This window comes from Staphylococcus sp. T93, from assembly GCF_016743875.1.
Taxonomy (GTDB): domain Bacteria; phylum Bacillota; class Bacilli; order Staphylococcales; family Staphylococcaceae; genus Staphylococcus; species Staphylococcus aureus.
In genome coordinates, this window is record NZ_CP068247.1 from 1,946,349 (window position 1) to 1,964,536 (window position 18,188).

The window sequence follows — 18,188 nt, forward strand, 5'->3', positions numbered from 1 at the left end:
ATAAGAAACGCATCCATTACTAAAAGACAGTACATTATATTCTATCAGGAAGGTGCAACAATGACCGTCAACATCGTATTTAGTATCGTATTCTGCATAAGTATGGTTATATTAGGCATTTATGTCGCAATAACTAAAGATTTCACACTAATCTCTTTTATAAATCAAACGGCCATTGCAGATAAACACAAGAACCAAATTGCATATATATTTACGCTATGTATAAGTTTGAGTGCAGTATTTTTAATGTCTTCAATTCTAAGCTTTGAATATGATTTTATTGCATTAGCATTCTTATTTTTAACGATAGCATTATTACTTATCGCATTATTCTACGTTTGCTTTTATAAAATTACAAAATACCCATAAATGTTTGTGATAGTGTGTTGGTTAGATTTATTGATGCGCTGTCAGTAAGTAATTGTTTGCGAAAAAAATACAACCTTGTACGAATACAAAGTTGCATTAATATAGAATCATTTATGCTTTTTAATATCACAAAACAAATTGATTAAACTAGCTAAAATAGTCAAAATTGGAATCAAGATTACATAAATATCATAACCTCTAGATATTAGTATACATAATATAATTAGCGACCCTATTATAATTGCTAAATTATAAGCCAAACTAATTTTATATTTCATTTCAATTCCCACCTTAATAGCATTTATTAAAATTCTATAATGTTTACATAGACTTCTTAACAAACTTTAACCCAGCTAAGCTAAGTATTGAAATAATTACACCTCCTAATATAAATATATTACTTAAGCTTAGTAAAGGTATAATTATACTTATCAGTCCTAAAGACAATGTATCCGCTGCATAATTCGATGTAGATGAGATACTAAATACTTTCCCCATCAAATGATTTGGCGTTTTTATTTGAATGGCAACTGATCTTGTTAGTCCCTCTATAGATTGTCCAAGTCCCAATAATGTTGCACCTATATATAATATCGCCACACTTGGAAACACATTAATAATCGATAAGCCAATTCCCCAAACTAAAACACCAATACTAAATTTAAAGATTAATCGCTTTTCTGACAGCAAACCCATAATCAATGACATTAATAAAGATGCTATACCTAAACATGATGTAGCTAGTCCATATACACCAACGCCCTCTTTTAATATATTGGAAATAAACAATGGTAATACAACACGCCAAAGGCCAGTATTAATCAATATGCAGGCAAATTGGATGATTATAATAAATGGAATTTCTTTAGATTGTTTCAAGAATTCCCAAGTTTCAGAAAAATCTTCTTTTGAGTGTCTATCAATCATGTTGTTATTTGTATATTTTAAAAGTGCATTAAAAATAAATCCTAAAAATAGCAATATACTACAAATAAAAAAGACGCCAACATTACCAACTAGTATTACAATGACACCAATTAAAGCAGGTAAAATAATATTTGAGCCTCTTTGCAAACTATCGATTAACGCATTACTTGTTGCTAAATGCTCCTCATCAATAATTTCAGGAAGAATTGCCCTAAACGCAGGATCCGTATAGCAGTTAATAATGGTGATAGCTGTAGATATGGTTAGAAGCGTCAGATAATTTAAATTTGATGTTATTGCAAGTAAAGGAATAATTATTATAATCAAACTTAGTATAAGATCAGATAGATAAAGTATTTTCTTTTTATTATGTTTATCAGAATATGCGCCACCGAAAATACCAAATATAATAAATGGAAGTGTTTGACTCATAACCATCATTGATAATTTTAAAGATGATTGGTTTGTCAATTCAACAGTAAACCAAATTATTTGTAACGAAAACAGCACAAAACAACTCCGACGTAAGAAATTACCAATCAATAAATATGTAAAGTTTCTATTTTTCAAAACTTCTAAATACAACATATTTATCACCTCTCATAAAAATAATTGAATGCATCCACCAGCTTTTTTAGACCTTCTTCTAAACTCTCTTTATCCAAAGCGCAATTAATTCTAATATAATTTAGTCAGTTAAATATCAATTATTTCGAAATATACATACTACTTGAAACACCATACATAACCCCCAAAATGACTACTCAGAGGTTATATTCTACTAATTATGATTATATTAAATATGAAAATATTATCAAAAAAATCAAATTTATAACAAAAATACACCCCTTAAAGTTAGGTCTTTCAATCCAACTTTTGGGGTGTATATCATTCTCATCATATTCTAGGTTGTTTTTAACAAACTAAATATAGTGAATGCAAATCAACTATTATTTAAATTATGAATTATTTTAATTCTTTCTTCTACGAGCCAATAACATTAATCCAGCAATTCCAATTATACTACTAAAGATCAAACCTTTTTGCGTGCTTTCTAAACCTGTTTTTGGTAATTCTGCTCGTTTTTTCTCTTGATTAGCTACTGATTCTTTAGCAATTTTAGATTTTTTAACTTTATCATTTTTATCCATTGAATGAACTGGGCCATTTGGTTTTGCTCTGTCTTTCGATAATCCTGGATTGTTAGGATTTACTGGGCCACTTGGATGAGTTGGTCTGCTCGGCTTCTCTGGGTTTTCAGGTCCTTTTGGATCTTTTGGTTTCTCTCCACCGAACTCTACAATCTTATCTACTGATTGTTTTGTGATCTCTTCTGTTGGTTGACCCTCGCCAACTTTTTCACCTGTTAATGGGTTCACTGTGATTGGTGTTGTGATTGTCTTACTTCCTGGTTGTCCTTCTTGTTTCACTCGCTCTTCACCAGGTTGTAATTTTGGATTAAACTCACGTTTTGTTTCAAACGGTATCTCTACTGTTTTTGTTTCTGGTGTACCCGTTTTTGGTCCGTGTTTAATCACATCATCCACTGGCTCTTCGATCACTTTTCCTGTGTCTGGATTCTTGATTCCTGGTTTACCTGGTACTTTTTCCGTTTGATCTGTTGGTAAGTTTGGATCAAAGATATCTTTATGACCTTGCGGTATTTTCTCGCCACCGAATTCTGTTAATTCATTAACTGGATCTTTTGTGATTTCTTCTTTCGATTCACCTTTACTAATAATTTCTCCAGTTAATGGATTTTTTAGTGTTGGCGTCGTTATTGTCTTCTCACCTTTTTGTCCTTCTCTTGTTACTTTTTCTGTCCCTGGTGCTAAATCAGGATTAAATTTACGTTCTTTCTCGAATGGAATTTCTTCTTTTTCTACAATCGAGTCTCCTTTTACAGGTCCATATTTTGTTACGCTATCGACCGGTGGTCTAACTACATCTCCTGTTTCTGGATTCTTAATTCCTGGTTTACCTGGAACTTCCTCTTTCTCTCCTGTTGGTAACTTCGGATCAAATTCGTCTCGATGACCTGGTGTTATCGTTTCTGGTCCGTATTCTGTTAATTCATTAATCGGATCTTTTGTGATTTCTTCTTTCGATTCACCTTTACTAATAATTTCTCCAGTTAATGGATTTTTTAGTGTTGGCGTCGTTATTGTCTTCTCACCTTTTTGTCCTTCTCTTGTTACTTTTTCTGTCCCTGGTGCTAAATCAGGATTAAATTTACGTTCTTTCTCGAATGGAATTTCTTCTTTTTCTACAATCGAGTCTCCTTTTACAGGTCCATATTTTGTTACGCTATCGACCGGTGGTCTAACTACATCTCCTGTTTCTGGATTCTTAATTCCTGGTTTACCTGGAACTTCCTCTTTCTCTCCTGTTGGTAACTTCGGATCAAATTCGTCTCGATGACCTGGTGTTATCGTTTCTGGTCCGTATTCTGTTAATTCATTAATCGGATCTTTTGTGATTTCTTCTTTCGATTCACCTTTACTAATAATTTCTCCAGTTAATGGATTTTTTAGTGTTGGCGTCGTTATTGTCTTCTCACCTTTTTGTCCTTCTCTTGTTACTTTTTCTGTCCCTGGTGCTAAATCAGGATTAAATTTACGTTCTTTCTTGAATGGAATTTCTTCTTTTTCTACAATCGAGTCTCCTTTTACAGGTCCATATTTTGTTACGCTATCGACCGGTGGTCTAACTACGTCTCCTGTTTCTGGATTCTTAATTCCTGGTTTACCTGGAACTTCCTCTTTCTCTCCTGTTGGTAACTTCGGATCAAATTCGTCTCGATGACCTGGTGTTATCGTTTCTGGTCCGTATTCTGTTAATTCATTAATCGGATCTTTTGTGATTTCTTCTTTCGATTCACCTTTACTAATAATTTCTCCAGTTAATGGATTTTTTAGTGTTGGCGTCGTTATTGTCTTCTCACCTTTTTGTCCTTCTCTTGTTACTTTTTCTGTCCCTGGTGCTAAATCCGGATTAAATTTACGTTCTTTCTTGAATGGAATCTCTTCTTTTTCTACAATCGAGTCTCCTTTTACAGGTCCATATTTTGTTACGCTATCGACCGGTGGTCTAACTACGTCTCCTGTTTCTGGATTCTTAATTCCTGGTTTACCTGGAACTTCTTCTTTCTCTCCTGTTGGTAACTTCGGATCAAATTCGTCTCGATGACCTGGTGTTATCGTTTCTGGTCCGTATTCTGTTAATTCATTAATCGGATCTTTTGTGATTTCTTCTTTTGGTTCACCTTTACTAATAATTACTCCAGTTAATGGATTTTTTAGTGTTGGTGTCGTTATTGTCTTCTCACCTTTTTGTCCTTCTCTTGTTACTTTTTCTGTCCCTGGTGCTAAATCAGGATTAAATTTACGTTCTTTCTCGAATGGAATCTCTTCTTTTTCTACAATCGAGTCTCCTTTTACAGGTCCATATTTTGTTACGCTATCGACCGGTGGTCTAACTACATCTCCTGTTTCTGGATTCTTAATTCCTGGTTTACCTGGAACTTCCTCTTTCTCTCCTGTTGGTAACTTCGGATCAAATTCGTCTCGATGACCTGGTGTTATCGTTTCTGGTCCGTATTCTGTTAATTCATTAATCGGATCTTTTGTGATTTCTTCTTTCGATTCACCTTTACTAATAATTTCTCCAGTTAATGGATTTTTTAGTGTTGGCGTCGTTATTGTCTTCTCACCTTTTTGTCCTTCTCTTGTTACTTTTTCTGTCCCTGGTGCTAAATCAGGATTAAATTTACGTTCTTTCTCGAATGGAATCTCTTCTTTTTCTACAATCGAGTCTCCTTTTACAGGTCCATATTTTGTTACGCTATCGACCGGCGGTCTAACTACGTCTCCTGTTTCTGGATTCTTAATTCCTGGTTTACCTGGAACTTCCTCTTTCTCTCCTGTTGGTAACTTCGGATCAAATTCGTCTCGATGACCTGGCGCTATTGTTTCAGGTCCGTATTCTGTTAATTCATTAATCGGATCTTTTGTAATCTCTTCTTTTGGTTCACCTTTACTAATAATTACTCCAGTTAATGGATTTTTTAGTGTTGGTGTCGTTATTGTCTTCTCACCTTTTTGTCCTTCTCTTGTTACTTTTTCTGTCCCTGGTGCTAAATCCGGATTAAATTTACGTTCTTTCTTGAATGGAATCTCTTCAACTTTTTTTTCTAATTCTGTTATTGTTTTTGGCGCTTCTGGTGTAAAAGTAAACTCTGAACCTTTCAAGTCAGTTCTCATCCAGCCATTTGCATTTATCCCTTGATTAAGGCCCCATCTTTGACTAGATGTAATTAAGAAATTATATGCCTGATTTTTAGATAAACCTAAATCTGTTATTGAAGTCTCCCAAGTTTTACCAGCATATTCTGCTCTCATTTTACCAGTTGAAGCAACATAAGTTAAGATGACATCATTTAAACGTTGCCCATGAAACTTTCCATCTGATGTATTAGTTGAATTGTCCGCATAGTTTAAAAAATTAGTTTTTGATTTATCAATATTTTCTCCAACCATTTGTGAATTACCAGAACTGTCATTTTTCACAAAAGCTCCGTATCCTCTATAACCTTGTCCAGCTTGCTTTTCAGTTTTGTCCATGGAACTTGTATAAATGTATCCAGTATCAATTTTAAATCCGCCTGAATTTACCAGACCTTTATCCCCAAGGATTCCACCATTAGTTAAATATTCTTCTGCATTTCCTTTACTAAATAAGAACCCCCAACCATCAGCACCTGTGGTATTTGATTGATGGTTATTTGCCACTCTAACTTTAAAATTGAAATCCTTACTAAAATCTATTTTATTTTTTAATTGTAAAGCTCCTATCAAACCATTACTTTCATTACCAACATTAAACCTGGTTACCTCTGATACCCCTAAATCTGTTGGTTTTTTTTGTATATCAACACTTCCGTAACCTTCAAAATGTTCTTTACCTTGAATTGTAATTGGGGTAGATTCAACTACATTTTTAGAATCTCTTGTAATATCAAAAGAGCCTTCATCAACAGAACGAGCTTTTCTAACCTTAGGTGTCTCTGCGTTATGAGTGACTGACGATTTCGGCTGAACTTCAGCAACATCAGCTACTTCTTTTGGTGTATCCTCCTTTTTTGATATATCTTCAGCTTTTACTGATGGTTCATGTTCGATTGTGTCTTTGTTTGAAGTTACTTCAGATTTAGCTTCTACACCCTGTGGTGCAGTGTCTTTGTTTGTTACTTCTTCAATCTTCACTTCTTTTGATTGGACATTATCTTTTAATGTAGTTGGATTCTCAATATTGTTTTCAGCTGCTTCTGCCTCTTGTTGAGTTCCCAAATACATTAGTGAGCCAATTAAAATAGATGCTGTTCCAACTGTAAATTTTCTTATTGAATATTTATTCAATTTATTTGATAGAAAATCTACTCTTTTATTTACCGGTCCTTTCTTATCTCTCATTTGCATACTCCTTTTTCCATATTTTCCACTTTACTTACAGTGAATTTACATGTAATTTTACAAATACAATAGGAGTTGCACAATGGAATATAACACTTATCTTTATAAAATTATTTTATATATTGACGCACTTAAAACAATCTACAAATAAAATTATTATTTTTAGTTTTCAATGAATAATTCATTCTTATCTGTTGGAAAAACCCATCAACTCAATAGCATTGAATTTCTAAAATAAAAAATACCTTAACGCATTTAAAAATACATTTAACTGCACCAAGATATTAAAATCTCGAAACATACTTTATGTTTCATTAATATTTATTTCACTCAAAAGATTTTTAATATAATTGTGTTGTTTTACAGAAACAACAATGATTACATTTCTACTATCATGTGGGTCTCTACATTTATTCAAGTAACCCTTTTTTGATAAATCTTTTACGCTTTTAACAATTCTAGATTGGTCTATACCGATATAACTTATAATGTCTCTCATAAAATATTTACCTTCATCATTTTTAAATACATCTAAATATGCTAATACTAAATAATTATCTAATGTAAGACAAAAATATTTTTTTAAATATTTACGCAGCTCATATGTAGTTAATACTCTTTTCATTAATTTAATATTGCTCTTGCTTTTCAAATCATTCATCAAGTCTTCATCCCTTACTTTTAATTGTCACGTCAAATAATATTTGTCTTTAACTAGTAATAACTCCAAATATATTTAGTTTGTGGTGCTAGCTATAAACACAAATGAATCATAACACTATATTTTGATTTTGTTCAATTGTTTTTATTTTTGGATAATAAATGAATTTGTCATTTGTTATTCTGTGATTTTTAATTATTTATATTTTATATATATATTATATATAAAAATATTTAGGTTAACATGTCTTCAAAAGAGATTGCTTTTATATTACTTTAAATAATATAAAGTATTGGGACATCAGAAAATAGTAGGAGAATGTAAGGTGGACTATCAAACTTTCGAAAAGGTCAATAAATTCATAAATGTAGAAGCGTACATATTTTTTCTCACTCAAGAGTTAAAGCAACAATATAAATTATCATTAAAAGAATTGTTGATATTAGCATATTTTTATTACAAAAATGAACACAGTATTTCACTAAAAGAAATCATTGGTGACATACTTTACAAACAATCTGATGTTGTAAAGAACATTAAGTCACTATCTAAAAAAGGATTTATAAATAAGTCTAGAAACGAAGCAGATGAACGCCGTATTTTTGTTTCAGTTACTCCAATACAACGTAAAAAGATTGCTTGTGTTATTAATGAGTTAGATAAAATAATTAAAGGATTTAATAAGGAAAGAGACTACATAAAATATCAATGGGCTCCAAAATATAGCAAAGAATTTTTTATACTTTTTATGAACATTATGTACTCAAAAGATTTTTTAAAATATCGATTTAATTTAACATTTCTTGATTTATCTATCTTATATGTAATATCATCTCGAAAAAATGAGATACTAAATTTAAAAGATTTGTTTGAAAGTATTAGATTTATGTATCCTCAAATTGTTAGGTCAGTTAATAGATTAAATAATAAAGGTATGCTAATCAAAGAACGATCCCTTGCAGATGAAAGGATTGTGTTAATCAAAATAAATAAAATACAATATAACACTATTAAAAGCATATTCACAGATACTTCCAAGATTCTCAAACCAAGAAAATTTTTCTTTTAAATTTAAACAGATTTACCTCTTGATAAAATAAATAAGCAATCATACTACTTCTCAATTTAGTATAAATAAAAATACATAATTAACTTTCTTTTGTTTTTATATTATTTCAATACCCTACTATATATCACAACACATAAATTAAGCATGACACTCATTCAATTTAGTTCACCATTTCGTGTTCCAATTTTACTGAGTATCATGCTTTTAATGTTATAAACCTAATGCTTTAATAAATCGTGTTAATTCTTCTCGCATACTGTCATCTTTCAATGCATATTCTATGGTAGTTTTAACGAAGCCTAATTTTTCTCCAACGTCATAACGTTCGCCTTCGAAGTCATATGCATACACTTGGTTATCATTATTCATACGTTCAATCGCATCTGTTAACTGAATTTCGTTACCTGCGCCTTCTTTTTGCGTTTTTAAATAATCGAAAATTTCAGGCGTTAATACATAACGTCCCATAATAGCTAGGTTTGATGGTGCCGTACCTTGTGCTGGCTTTTCAACAAACTTTTTCACTTCATACTGACGTCCGTTTTTAGTTAATGGGTCAATAATTCCATAACGATGAGTATCTGCTTCCGGAACTTCTTGGACACCTATAACTGAGTGCCCTGTTTCTTCATAAACGTCAATCAACTGTTTCACTGCTGGCACTTCAGATTCAACAATATCGTCACCTAATAATACCGCAAATGGTTCATTGCCGATAAATTGACGCGCAGAACTAATCGCATGCCCTAAACCTTTTTGTTCTTTCTGCCTTACATAAAAAATATTCGCAAGTTCCGTTGAATACTGAACTTTCTCTAGTAATTCAGATTTACCTTTTTCTTTTAACACCATTTCTAATTCTTTTTGACTATCAAAATGATCTTCAATCGCGCGTTTGTGGCGACCTGTCACTATAATAATATCTTCAATTCCAGCTCTTGCAGCTTCTTCAACGATATATTGTATTGTGGGTTTATCTAAGATAGGAAGCATTTCCTTTGGCATCGCTTTAGTTGCTGGTAAAAATCTAGTCCCTAAACCAGCAGCGGGAATGATTGCCTTTTTTATTTTTTTCAAAGTTAATGTGCTCCTTTTCCTAAGTATTAAATCTATGTATCAACGTCATTTTAACACTAATTAGAACGCCTTCATAGTGTCATTGAGTATGTAATTATTTCTTGGGAAATTTGTTTTAATTTTAAAAAACAGGCTTACTTCATATAATTTATGAAATAAACCTGTCAATTTTGGATTGATTATGCTTTGTGATTCTTTTTATTTCTGCGTAATAACGCTAAACCTAAAATGCTAAATAATCCGCCGAACAACATGCCGTTGTTTGTTGATTCTTCTCCACCTGTTTCAGGTAGTTCAGATTTCTTAGATTGTGCTTTTTTAGTTGGTACCACTGCTTTAACCTTTTCATTGATTTCAATAACAGGTGTTACTACTTTACCTTGTTCCACTGGTTTAGAAGGTTTTTTAGGTTCTTCTTTAGCAGGTGGTATTGGTTTACCAGGTTCAGTTGGTACCTCTGGCGTTGGCGGTGTTGGTGTTTCCGGCTCGCTTGGTACTTCTGGTGTCGGTGGTGTTGGTGTTTCCGGCTCGCTTGGTACTTCTGGTGTCGGTGGCGTTGGTGGCACGATTGGAGGTGTTGTATCTTCTTCAATCGTTTGTTGACCTTCATTATGACCACTTACTTGTGGAAGTGTATCTTCTTCAAAGTCAACACTATTGTGTCCACCGAATTGATAATTTGGTTTATCTTTATTTGTATCTTCTTCAATAATTTCAGTGTGCTTATTGAATCCGTGAATATGTGGCACACTGTCGAAGTCGATATCAATGATATTACCACCTTGTTCATACTTAGGTTTGTCTTTCTCTGTATCTTCTTCGAATGATTGGTTACCATTATTTTGACCATGAATTTGAGGTACACTATCGAAATCGATATCTACGATATTGCCACCTTGTTCATATTTCGGTTTATCTTCTTCTGTGTCTTCCTCAAATGACTGATTACCGCTATTTTGGCCACCTTCGTAACCTAATTCACTCTTAATATCCACGTGGCTATTTTCTTCGATTTCTTCAATCACGCCATAATTACCGTGACCATTTTCAGTTCCTAAACCAGAATGAGAAATATGATGATTGTTTTCAGTAATTTCCTCGATTGGTCCTTGCGCTTGACCATGTTCTTCAGGTAGTTCATCTACTAGTTCAATCAGATTACTTTCAGTCGTATATTCTTTCGTATCTTCAATTGTTGTATGATCGCTAACAGCACCAGTTACAATACCTTTTGTAGAATCTTCGTCAAATTCAACTAGGTTAGACTCAGTAGTAACCTGACCACCACCTGGGTTTGTATCTTCTTCATATTCAACAACATCAGCATGATGTTTTGAATTTTCATGTGTCGATTCTTCAAAGTCTACATGAATAGAATCTTCTTCAGTTTCAATGGTACCTTCTGCATGACCTTCTGCACCTTCAACAGCTGTATGATATTCAAAATCAATTGGCTTAGAATCATTACTTTCTTCGATTGTACCAGTCAATTCATGCTTCTCCACTGGCGGCTCTGATTTAAATTCAAGTTCGATAGGAGTACTATGTTCTATAATAGGTTCCTTTAGTTTATCTTTGCCGTCGCCTTGAGCGTTATTAGAGTAAAATGCAACGCCATTTTTCCAAGTTAAATTACTTGTATAATAATAGTTATAATATCCAAAAAGGTGTGTTTGAAATTCTAAGTTGCTAGCATTTGAATCATAATACCCTTCATATTTTATTACATAATTTTTACTTTGGTCTAAATTATTAAAGTTTAAAGAATAACCACCATTAGTATCAAAATCTAAACTCATATTATCAGTCACATCTTCAAATTTGCTGACATCATCAAGCTTTGCATATACGCTTTCAGCTAAATCGTCTGAACCAATGTGTTTATATACCTTAACTGTTGGATTATTAACCCCTGGTTTATTTCCTTTAGTTACTTGACCAGTTACTGTCACAGAGCTTAACGACTGGTTGTTAGGTTTCATGTACGCAAAATGACTAAATTTCCCATCTACTTTATTTAAAGTATCAATTCGACCATTAGCTGTTACTCCCCAATTATCTCTAACTCCACCTAAATATTGAATATTAAATATTTTGCTAACCGTAGTCTCACCCAATTTAACTTCAACATTTTGGTTACCTTTTTGCGTCACTGTTGTAGGATCAATAAATAGATTTAAAGATAATTCAGCAGTTAAATCTTTCTTTTCTTGTACATATTCTTTAAACGTATATCTAACTTTTCTTTCTCCAATTATTTCTCCTGTCGCCATAACTTGACCATCTGTACTTTTTATCTCCGGAACTTTACGCAGTGTTGAGATACCATGAGTTTCAACATTATCGCTTAATGTGAAATCAAAATAATCTCCCGCCTTAATTCCTTCTCCAAATTTCCATTTATATTTCAAGGTTACTCTTTCTGCGTTATGAGGATTTACAACATTCGTATCTTGTTTATGTCCTACAATTTCACTACCTTCTTCTACTTCCACTTTATTTGTTACATCTGTACCTGTCGCTTTAGTTTCTTCCACTACTTCTTTCTCTGCAACTGCTGTAACGTCAGTTGATCTTTTCATTCTTGGTTTAATTTCTGAGACGTTACTTGGTTGAGCTATGTCAACTTGAGTTCCTGTAGTTTCCTTATCAGCAACTTTTTCCGATGGCAAATCAACTCGCGAAGTTTCTACTTTTGGTGCTTGCACAGTTTTCGGTGCTTCTTCTGTTGTTACTTGTGTTGATTGTGATGGTTGCTCAGTTGATGTCGCGCTGTATGATTGTGTTTCATCTATTGTATTAACGTTATTTGTAGTTGTTTGTGTTTCGCTTGCTTTACTTTCAGTAGCTGAACTCCCACTTTCCTCTACTGTAGTATTGTTTTGTTCCGATGCTGCAGCTTCTTTTTCTTGTCCCATTCCAACAACGATCATTGTTCCTAAGAATACTGAGGCCGCTCCCAATTTGTGTTTTCTTATGCCGTATCTAAGATTGCTTTTCACTATAATATTCTCCCTTAAATGCAAAATTCATTTATTTTTAAAACTCAATAAATGCAATTCTATATTGTTCGGTTTTTAAAAGCAATGAAAAAAAGCGAGTTAATAAAAAGTTAAGATTGTTGTTAACTTTATGTATAATGAGTTTTTTATTATTTGAAACTCACATATATATTGCATACAAAGCTCTTGAACACCTTGATATAACAGGCTTGTATTTTTTATACTTACTTTTTAAATTAAATTCAAATTCATCTAATTTAAAACAATATACTAAACCATACATAATAATCGCCTGTACAATGCATCATTAACAAGTCACTGAAACGCCTTTCATTGTATTAATAACGTCACTATAATTTTTATATCGTTCGGTTTTTGTTTGATTTTAATGATTATTTATACAAAAACAGCCGTATTTCAAGCCGACATTTTAAATTTAACTAAATTTGCATCTAGTTAATAATTGCATTTATCAAATTTGTCTTATTGATCCAATCTAATTTGTACTCACAAACTAGTTTAAAATTCTAACTTTATCTCTCAGTTCGTTATCAATCATCAGACATAAACCAATGAAGCAATCAGAAAACACTCTAATTTTCTATTAGAAATTTGATTTAATATAAAAAAACAGGCTTACTTCATATAATTTATGAAATAAACCCGTCAATTTTTGTTTAATTATGCTTTGTGATTCTTTTTATTTCTGCGTAATAATGCTAAACCTAGAATGCTGAATAATCCGCCGAACAACATACCTTTGTTTGTTGATTCTTCTCCACCTGTTTCAGGTAGTTCAGATTTCTTAGATTGTGGTTTTTTAGTTGGTGCCACTGCTTTAACCTTTTCATTGATTTCAATAACAGGTGTTACTACTTTACCTTGTTCCACTGGTTTAGAAGGCTTTTTAGGTTCTTCTTTGGCAGGTGGTACTGGTTTACCAGGTTCAGCTGGTACCTCTGGTGTTGGCGGTGTTGGAGTTTCTGGCTCACTCGGCACTTCTGGTGTCGGTGGTGTTGGTGTTTCCGGCTCACTTGGTACTTCTGGTGTTGGTGGCGTTGGTGTTTCCGGCTCACTTGGTACTTCTGGTGTCGGTGGCGTTGGTGGCACGATTGGAGGTGTTGTATCTTCTTCAATCGTTTGTTGACCTTCATTTTGGCCGCTTACTTTTGGAAGTGTATCTTCTTCAAAGTCAACACTATTGTGTCCACCGAATTGATAACTTGGTTTATCTTTATTTGTATCTTCTTCAATAATTTCAGTGTGCTTATTGAATCCGTGAATATGTGGCACACTGTCGAAGTCGATATCAATGATGTTACCGCCATGTTCATACTTAGGTTTGTCTTTTTCTGTATCTTCCTCGAATGACTGATTACCTTTATTTTGACCATGAATTTGAGGTACACTATCAAAATCGATATCTACGATATTGCCACCTTGTTCATATTTAGGTTTGTCTTCTTCTGTGTCTTCCTCGAATGACTGGTTACCGCTATTTTGGCCACCTTCATAACCTAATTCACTCTTAATATCAACGTGGCTATTTTCTTCGATTTCTTCAATCACGTCATAATTCCCGTGACCATTTTCAGTTCCTAAACCAGAATGAGAAATATGATGATTGTTTTTAGTAATTTCCTCGACTGGTCCTTGTGCTTGACCATGCTCTTCAGGTAATTCATCCACTAATTCAATCAGATTACTTTCAGTTGTATATTCTTTCGTATCTTCAACTGTTGTATGATCGCTCACTGCGCCAGTTACAATACCTTTTGTAGACTCTTCGTCAAATTCAACTAAGTTAGACTCAGTAGTAACCTGACCACCACCTGGGTTTGTATCTTCTTCATATTCAACAACATCAGCGTGATGTTTTGAATTTTCATGTGTAGATTCTTCAAAGTCAATTGGATTTGATTCCTCAGAGGACTCAGTGTATCCTCCAACGTGACCTGCTTCGCTATCCACAGCAGTATGGTAATCGATATCAATAGCTGATGAATCCGTTTCTTCTATTGTTTCAATGTATCCATCAACATATCCACCTCCACCATCTATAGCTGTGTGGTAATCAATGTCAAGAGTTGATGAATCATATTCCTCTTCAACAGTAGTTACTAAATTCTTATCATATTGACCTGTAAGAGTTTCTTTAATTGTATCTTCTTTATATTCAAATTTATTATTTTGAATAATCGGACCATTTTTCTCATTTCCGTTCGCTTTATTACTGTATAAAACTAAACCATTATCCCAAGTTAAGGTATATCCTCTATCATAATAATACTTATAAAGTTGCTCTGGATGTCCTACCATTTGTGTTCTAAAATCAACTTCATCAGTACCATTTAAATACTCTCCATCATAGTGAACAACATAAGTTTTATCTAGATTTTCTATATTCAATGAATAGCTTCCATTATTTTGTAAATTCAAATTCCCACTCATATTACTTGTGACTTCTTTAAATTTAGAAGTATCTGTCGTATTTGCATATACACTCTTCGCTATGTCTTCATTATTACCCAAGTATTCAAATATCCTAACTTTTGGTTGATTTCCATTCTGATTACTACCTTTCATTAAAGTTCCAGTAACAGTCACACTTGTCGTTTTACCATTATTAGGTTTAATAAATGCAACATGCGAAAATCTATTATTCGCTTTATTAAATGTCTCAATCGATCCATTTAAATTGGCATAATAATTCCCAATACCATCTTTATATTTAACATCTAATTCCTTTGAAGTTTGTTCTTCATTTAGTGTTGAAGTTATAGTTTGATTTCCATTAGTTTGTACAGTTTTAGGATCAATAAATAAATTAATTTCTAGTTCAGCCGTTACATCAACCTTATCTTCAATATCATTTGTAAATGTATATCTAATCTTTCCACCTTCTAAAACTTCACCTGTCGCCATTACGACTGAACCATTTTTAATTTCTGGTACTTTTCTAGCAGTTGATACGCCATGCGTATTTACATTATTTGATAAAGTAAAGTCAAAGTAGTCACCTTGATGTAAACCATTCTCAAATTTCAACTTATATTTTAGTACCGCTCGTTGTCCTGCATGAGGTTCTACTTTATTTGTATTGTTATGCCCCTCAATAGAACCAATTTCTACTGTAACTTTACTTGTTACATCTGTACCCGTTTCCACTTTCGCGTTACTAGCTTCCTTAGCTTCCGCTACATCTGCTGATCTTGTCACACGTGGCTTACTTTCTGATGCCGTTCTTGGCTGTGCCACTTCAACTTGTGTTTCTGCGACTTGATTTTGTGTAGCCTTTTTAGGTGTTAAATCTACTTGTCTTTGATCTCCGCTATTGTCTTGAGATTGTGTTGTTTCCTTAACTTGAGGTTTCGCTTCTTCCTTAACTACCTCTTCTTTAACTGTTTCTATATTTGCTGGTTGTGCAGTTTGTGGTGCTTGTACTGCTTTTGGTGCTTCTTCAGTTGTTACTTGTGTTGCGTTTGACGGTTGTTCTGTTACTGTTGCGTTATATGATTGAGTTTCTTCTATATGATTAACGTTAGTTGCAGTTGTTTGTGTTTCACTTGTTTTATTATCAGTAGCTGAATTCCCATTTTCTTCTACTGTAGTTGTCTTTTGTTCTGATGCTGCAGCTTCTTTGTCTTGTCCCATCCCAACAACGATCATTGTTCCTAAGAATACTGATGCTGCTCCCAATTTATGTTTTCTAATGCCGTACCTAAGATTGTTTTTCACTATAATATCTCCCTTTAAATGCAAAATTCATTAATTTTTTAAACTTAATAAATGCAAGTCTATATTGTTCGGTTTTTAAAAGCAATACAAAAAAGCGAGTTAATGAAAAGTTAAGATTGTCATTAATTTTATGTTAATTGATAATTTTATTATTTGAAATATACCTATAAATTGTATTCAAGTCATCAGAAACCCTTGTCACACAAGGCTTGTATTTTTTATACTTATTTTTTAAATTAAATTCATCATTATCTAATTTAAAACAATATACTAAACGTTTCATAATTATCGCCTGTACAATACGCACAAAAACATGTCTTGAAACGCCTTTCATTACTCTAAAATACCCAATATACTTTTTATATCGTTCGGATTCTGAGTATTTCAGACGATTTTCTGCATAAAAATAAACGTGTTTCAAGGCAATATATTGCAATTACCTAAAAACACGTTTACTTAATATTTAGTTAAACAAATAAGCTAATGAATAAAATGAAGATGATACCTGAAACGGAAATAATCGTTTCTAATAATGACCATGTTAAGAATGTTTCTTTTACAGTTAAACCAAAATATTCTTTAAACATCCAAAATCCTGCGTCATTTACATGAGACAAAATCACACTACCTGCACCTATCGCAAGTACAACTAATGCAACATTTACATCTGATGATTGTAATAATGGTAAGACAATACCTGTAGTTGAAATCGCAGCTACTGTAGCCGAACCTAATGCGATACGTAGCACAGCTGCAACAATCCATGCTAGTAAAATCGGAGACATCTCTGTACCTTCAAACATTTTAGCAATTGTATTTCCGACACCGCCGTCAATTAATACTTGTTTAAATGTACCGCCACCGCCAATAATCAATAACATCATTCCGATTGGATAAATCGCATTCGTCACTGATTCCATAATATGATTCATCTTACGCTTTCTCATTAATCCCATCGTAACGATTGCAAATAATACTGCTATTAGCATGGCTGTCCCTGCTGTTCCTATCATATAAATGATAGATTCAAATAGATTTGTAGGTTTGTCATGCCCAGTTACAAGTTGCGTTATCGTAGACACTAACATTAATATGACTGGTAATGTTGCTGTTAATAAACTCATACCAAATCCTGGCATCTCTTGATCCGTAAATTCTTTTTGTGCACCTAACGCTGAAATATCGCCTTCTCGTGTATACGCAGACGGAATCATTTTTTGTGCAACTTTGTTAAATATAGGCCCTGCAATGAGTGTAACTGGAATGGCAATAATCATACCATACAGTAATACATCTCCAACATTTGCCTTTAATTCTTTTGCGATGACTACCGGTCCTGGATGTGGTGGTAAAAAGCCATGTGTCACTGATAAAGCTGTTACCATAGGTAGTCCTAGTTTTAACACTGAAACATTTGCGCGTTTTGCTACTGTAAATACTAATGGAATCAGTAAGACTAAACCTACTTCAAAGAACAATGCAATACCGACGATAAATGCTGCAACAAGCATTGCCCATTGTACATGTTTTTGACCAAATTTTTGAATCAACGTGTCTGCGATTCGAGTTGCACCACCACCATCAGCAAGCAATTTCCCAAGTATGGCACCTAAACCGAATATCAGTGCAATGTGGCCGAGCGTACTGCCCATTCCTTTCTCAATCGTCTCCATAATTTTAGTCAATGGTATACCTAGCATTAACGCTGTAATCATCGATGTGATAATTAATGAAATAAATGTATTTAATTTAAACCCAATAATTAATACTAATAAAATAACGATACCTAAAACAACACTGATTAACGGCCATATTTCGTTAAACATGACATTCCCCTCTTTCTCTTTTCAATAGAATGTAACACCGTCGTCGCG

11 protein-coding genes and 1 pseudogene are annotated in these 18,188 nt (G+C 33.2%); 2 read left to right on the top strand and 10 right to left on the bottom strand.

Translation table 11 applies throughout. The annotated features are described in order from the left end of the window. The first annotated feature begins 60 nt into the window (after positions 1-60). The gene (locus JG553_RS09700) at positions 61-369 is read left to right on the top strand and encodes a hypothetical protein (RefSeq protein ID WP_000217710.1); all 309 of its coding nucleotides are present in this window, start codon (positions 61-63) and stop codon (positions 367-369) included. A gap of 107 nt (positions 370-476) precedes the next feature. Here JG553_RS09700 and JG553_RS09705 read toward each other — a convergent pair whose 3' ends face one another. The 4 genes from JG553_RS09705 to sarT all read right to left on the bottom strand — a co-directional run bounded on the left by JG553_RS09705 (position 477) and on the right by sarT (position 7,428). Next, positions 477-710: a hypothetical protein gene (locus JG553_RS09705; protein WP_001790675.1), complete on the bottom strand. Its 234-nt coding sequence runs from the start codon at positions 708-710 to the stop codon at positions 477-479. Continuing rightward, positions 691-1,884 (bottom strand): MFS transporter, encoded by a 1,194-nt coding sequence (locus JG553_RS09710; protein ID WP_000966099.1) that lies wholly within the window; start codon positions 1,882-1,884, stop codon positions 691-693. Before JG553_RS09710 ends, JG553_RS09705 begins: the two co-directional genes overlap by 20 nt. Positions 1,885-2,267: 383 nt before the next feature. After that, on the bottom strand, positions 2,268-6,767 hold the full coding sequence (locus JG553_RS09715; RefSeq protein WP_047230602.1) for an E domain-containing protein: 4,500 nt from the start codon (positions 6,765-6,767) through the stop codon (positions 2,268-2,270). 304 nt (positions 6,768-7,071) lie between these two features. Further along, positions 7,072-7,428, bottom strand: coding sequence for an HTH-type transcriptional regulator SarT (gene sarT / locus JG553_RS09720; protein WP_000998869.1), 357 nt, complete (start codon positions 7,426-7,428; stop codon positions 7,072-7,074). Between the two features lie 325 nt (positions 7,429-7,753). On the opposite strand from sarT, the gene sarU reads away from it, so the two are divergent. Then, positions 7,754-8,497 (top strand): HTH-type transcriptional regulator SarU, encoded by a 744-nt coding sequence (gene sarU / locus JG553_RS09725; RefSeq protein ID WP_000386367.1) that lies wholly within the window; start codon positions 7,754-7,756, stop codon positions 8,495-8,497. 210 nt (positions 8,498-8,707) lie between these two features. Here the strand turns inward: sarU and galU are convergent, their stop codons facing one another. From galU to JG553_RS09750, 6 genes and pseudogenes are all read right to left on the bottom strand, one after another. Beyond that, positions 8,708-9,574, bottom strand: a complete 867-nt coding sequence (gene galU, locus JG553_RS09730) for a UTP--glucose-1-phosphate uridylyltransferase GalU (RefSeq protein ID WP_000721336.1) — start codon at positions 9,572-9,574, stop codon at positions 8,708-8,710. A gap of 179 nt (positions 9,575-9,753) precedes the next feature. Next, the gene (gene fnbB / locus JG553_RS09735; RefSeq protein ID WP_000841422.1) at positions 9,754-12,576 is read right to left on the bottom strand and encodes a fibronectin-binding protein FnbB; all 2,823 of its coding nucleotides are present in this window, start codon (positions 12,574-12,576) and stop codon (positions 9,754-9,756) included. Next, positions 12,560-12,661 (bottom strand): annotated as a pseudogene (locus JG553_RS13430) (hypothetical protein). The gene fnbB and the pseudogene JG553_RS13430 overlap by 17 nt, the downstream one beginning before the upstream one ends. A 596-nt stretch (positions 12,662-13,257) precedes the next feature. After that, a complete protein-coding gene (gene fnbA / locus JG553_RS09740) occupies positions 13,258-16,314 on the bottom strand; it encodes a fibronectin-binding protein FnbA (protein WP_000794582.1) in 3,057 nt (1,018 codons plus the stop codon). Beyond that, a complete protein-coding gene (locus JG553_RS09745; protein WP_001790696.1) occupies positions 16,298-16,399 on the bottom strand; it encodes a hypothetical protein in 102 nt (33 codons plus the stop codon). The genes fnbA and JG553_RS09745 overlap by 17 nt, the downstream gene beginning before the upstream one ends. Positions 16,400-16,781: 382 nt before the next feature. After that, positions 16,782-18,140: a gluconate:H+ symporter gene (locus JG553_RS09750; protein ID WP_000481425.1), complete on the bottom strand. Its 1,359-nt coding sequence runs from the start codon at positions 18,138-18,140 to the stop codon at positions 16,782-16,784. Positions 18,141-18,188: the final 48 nt, after the last annotated feature.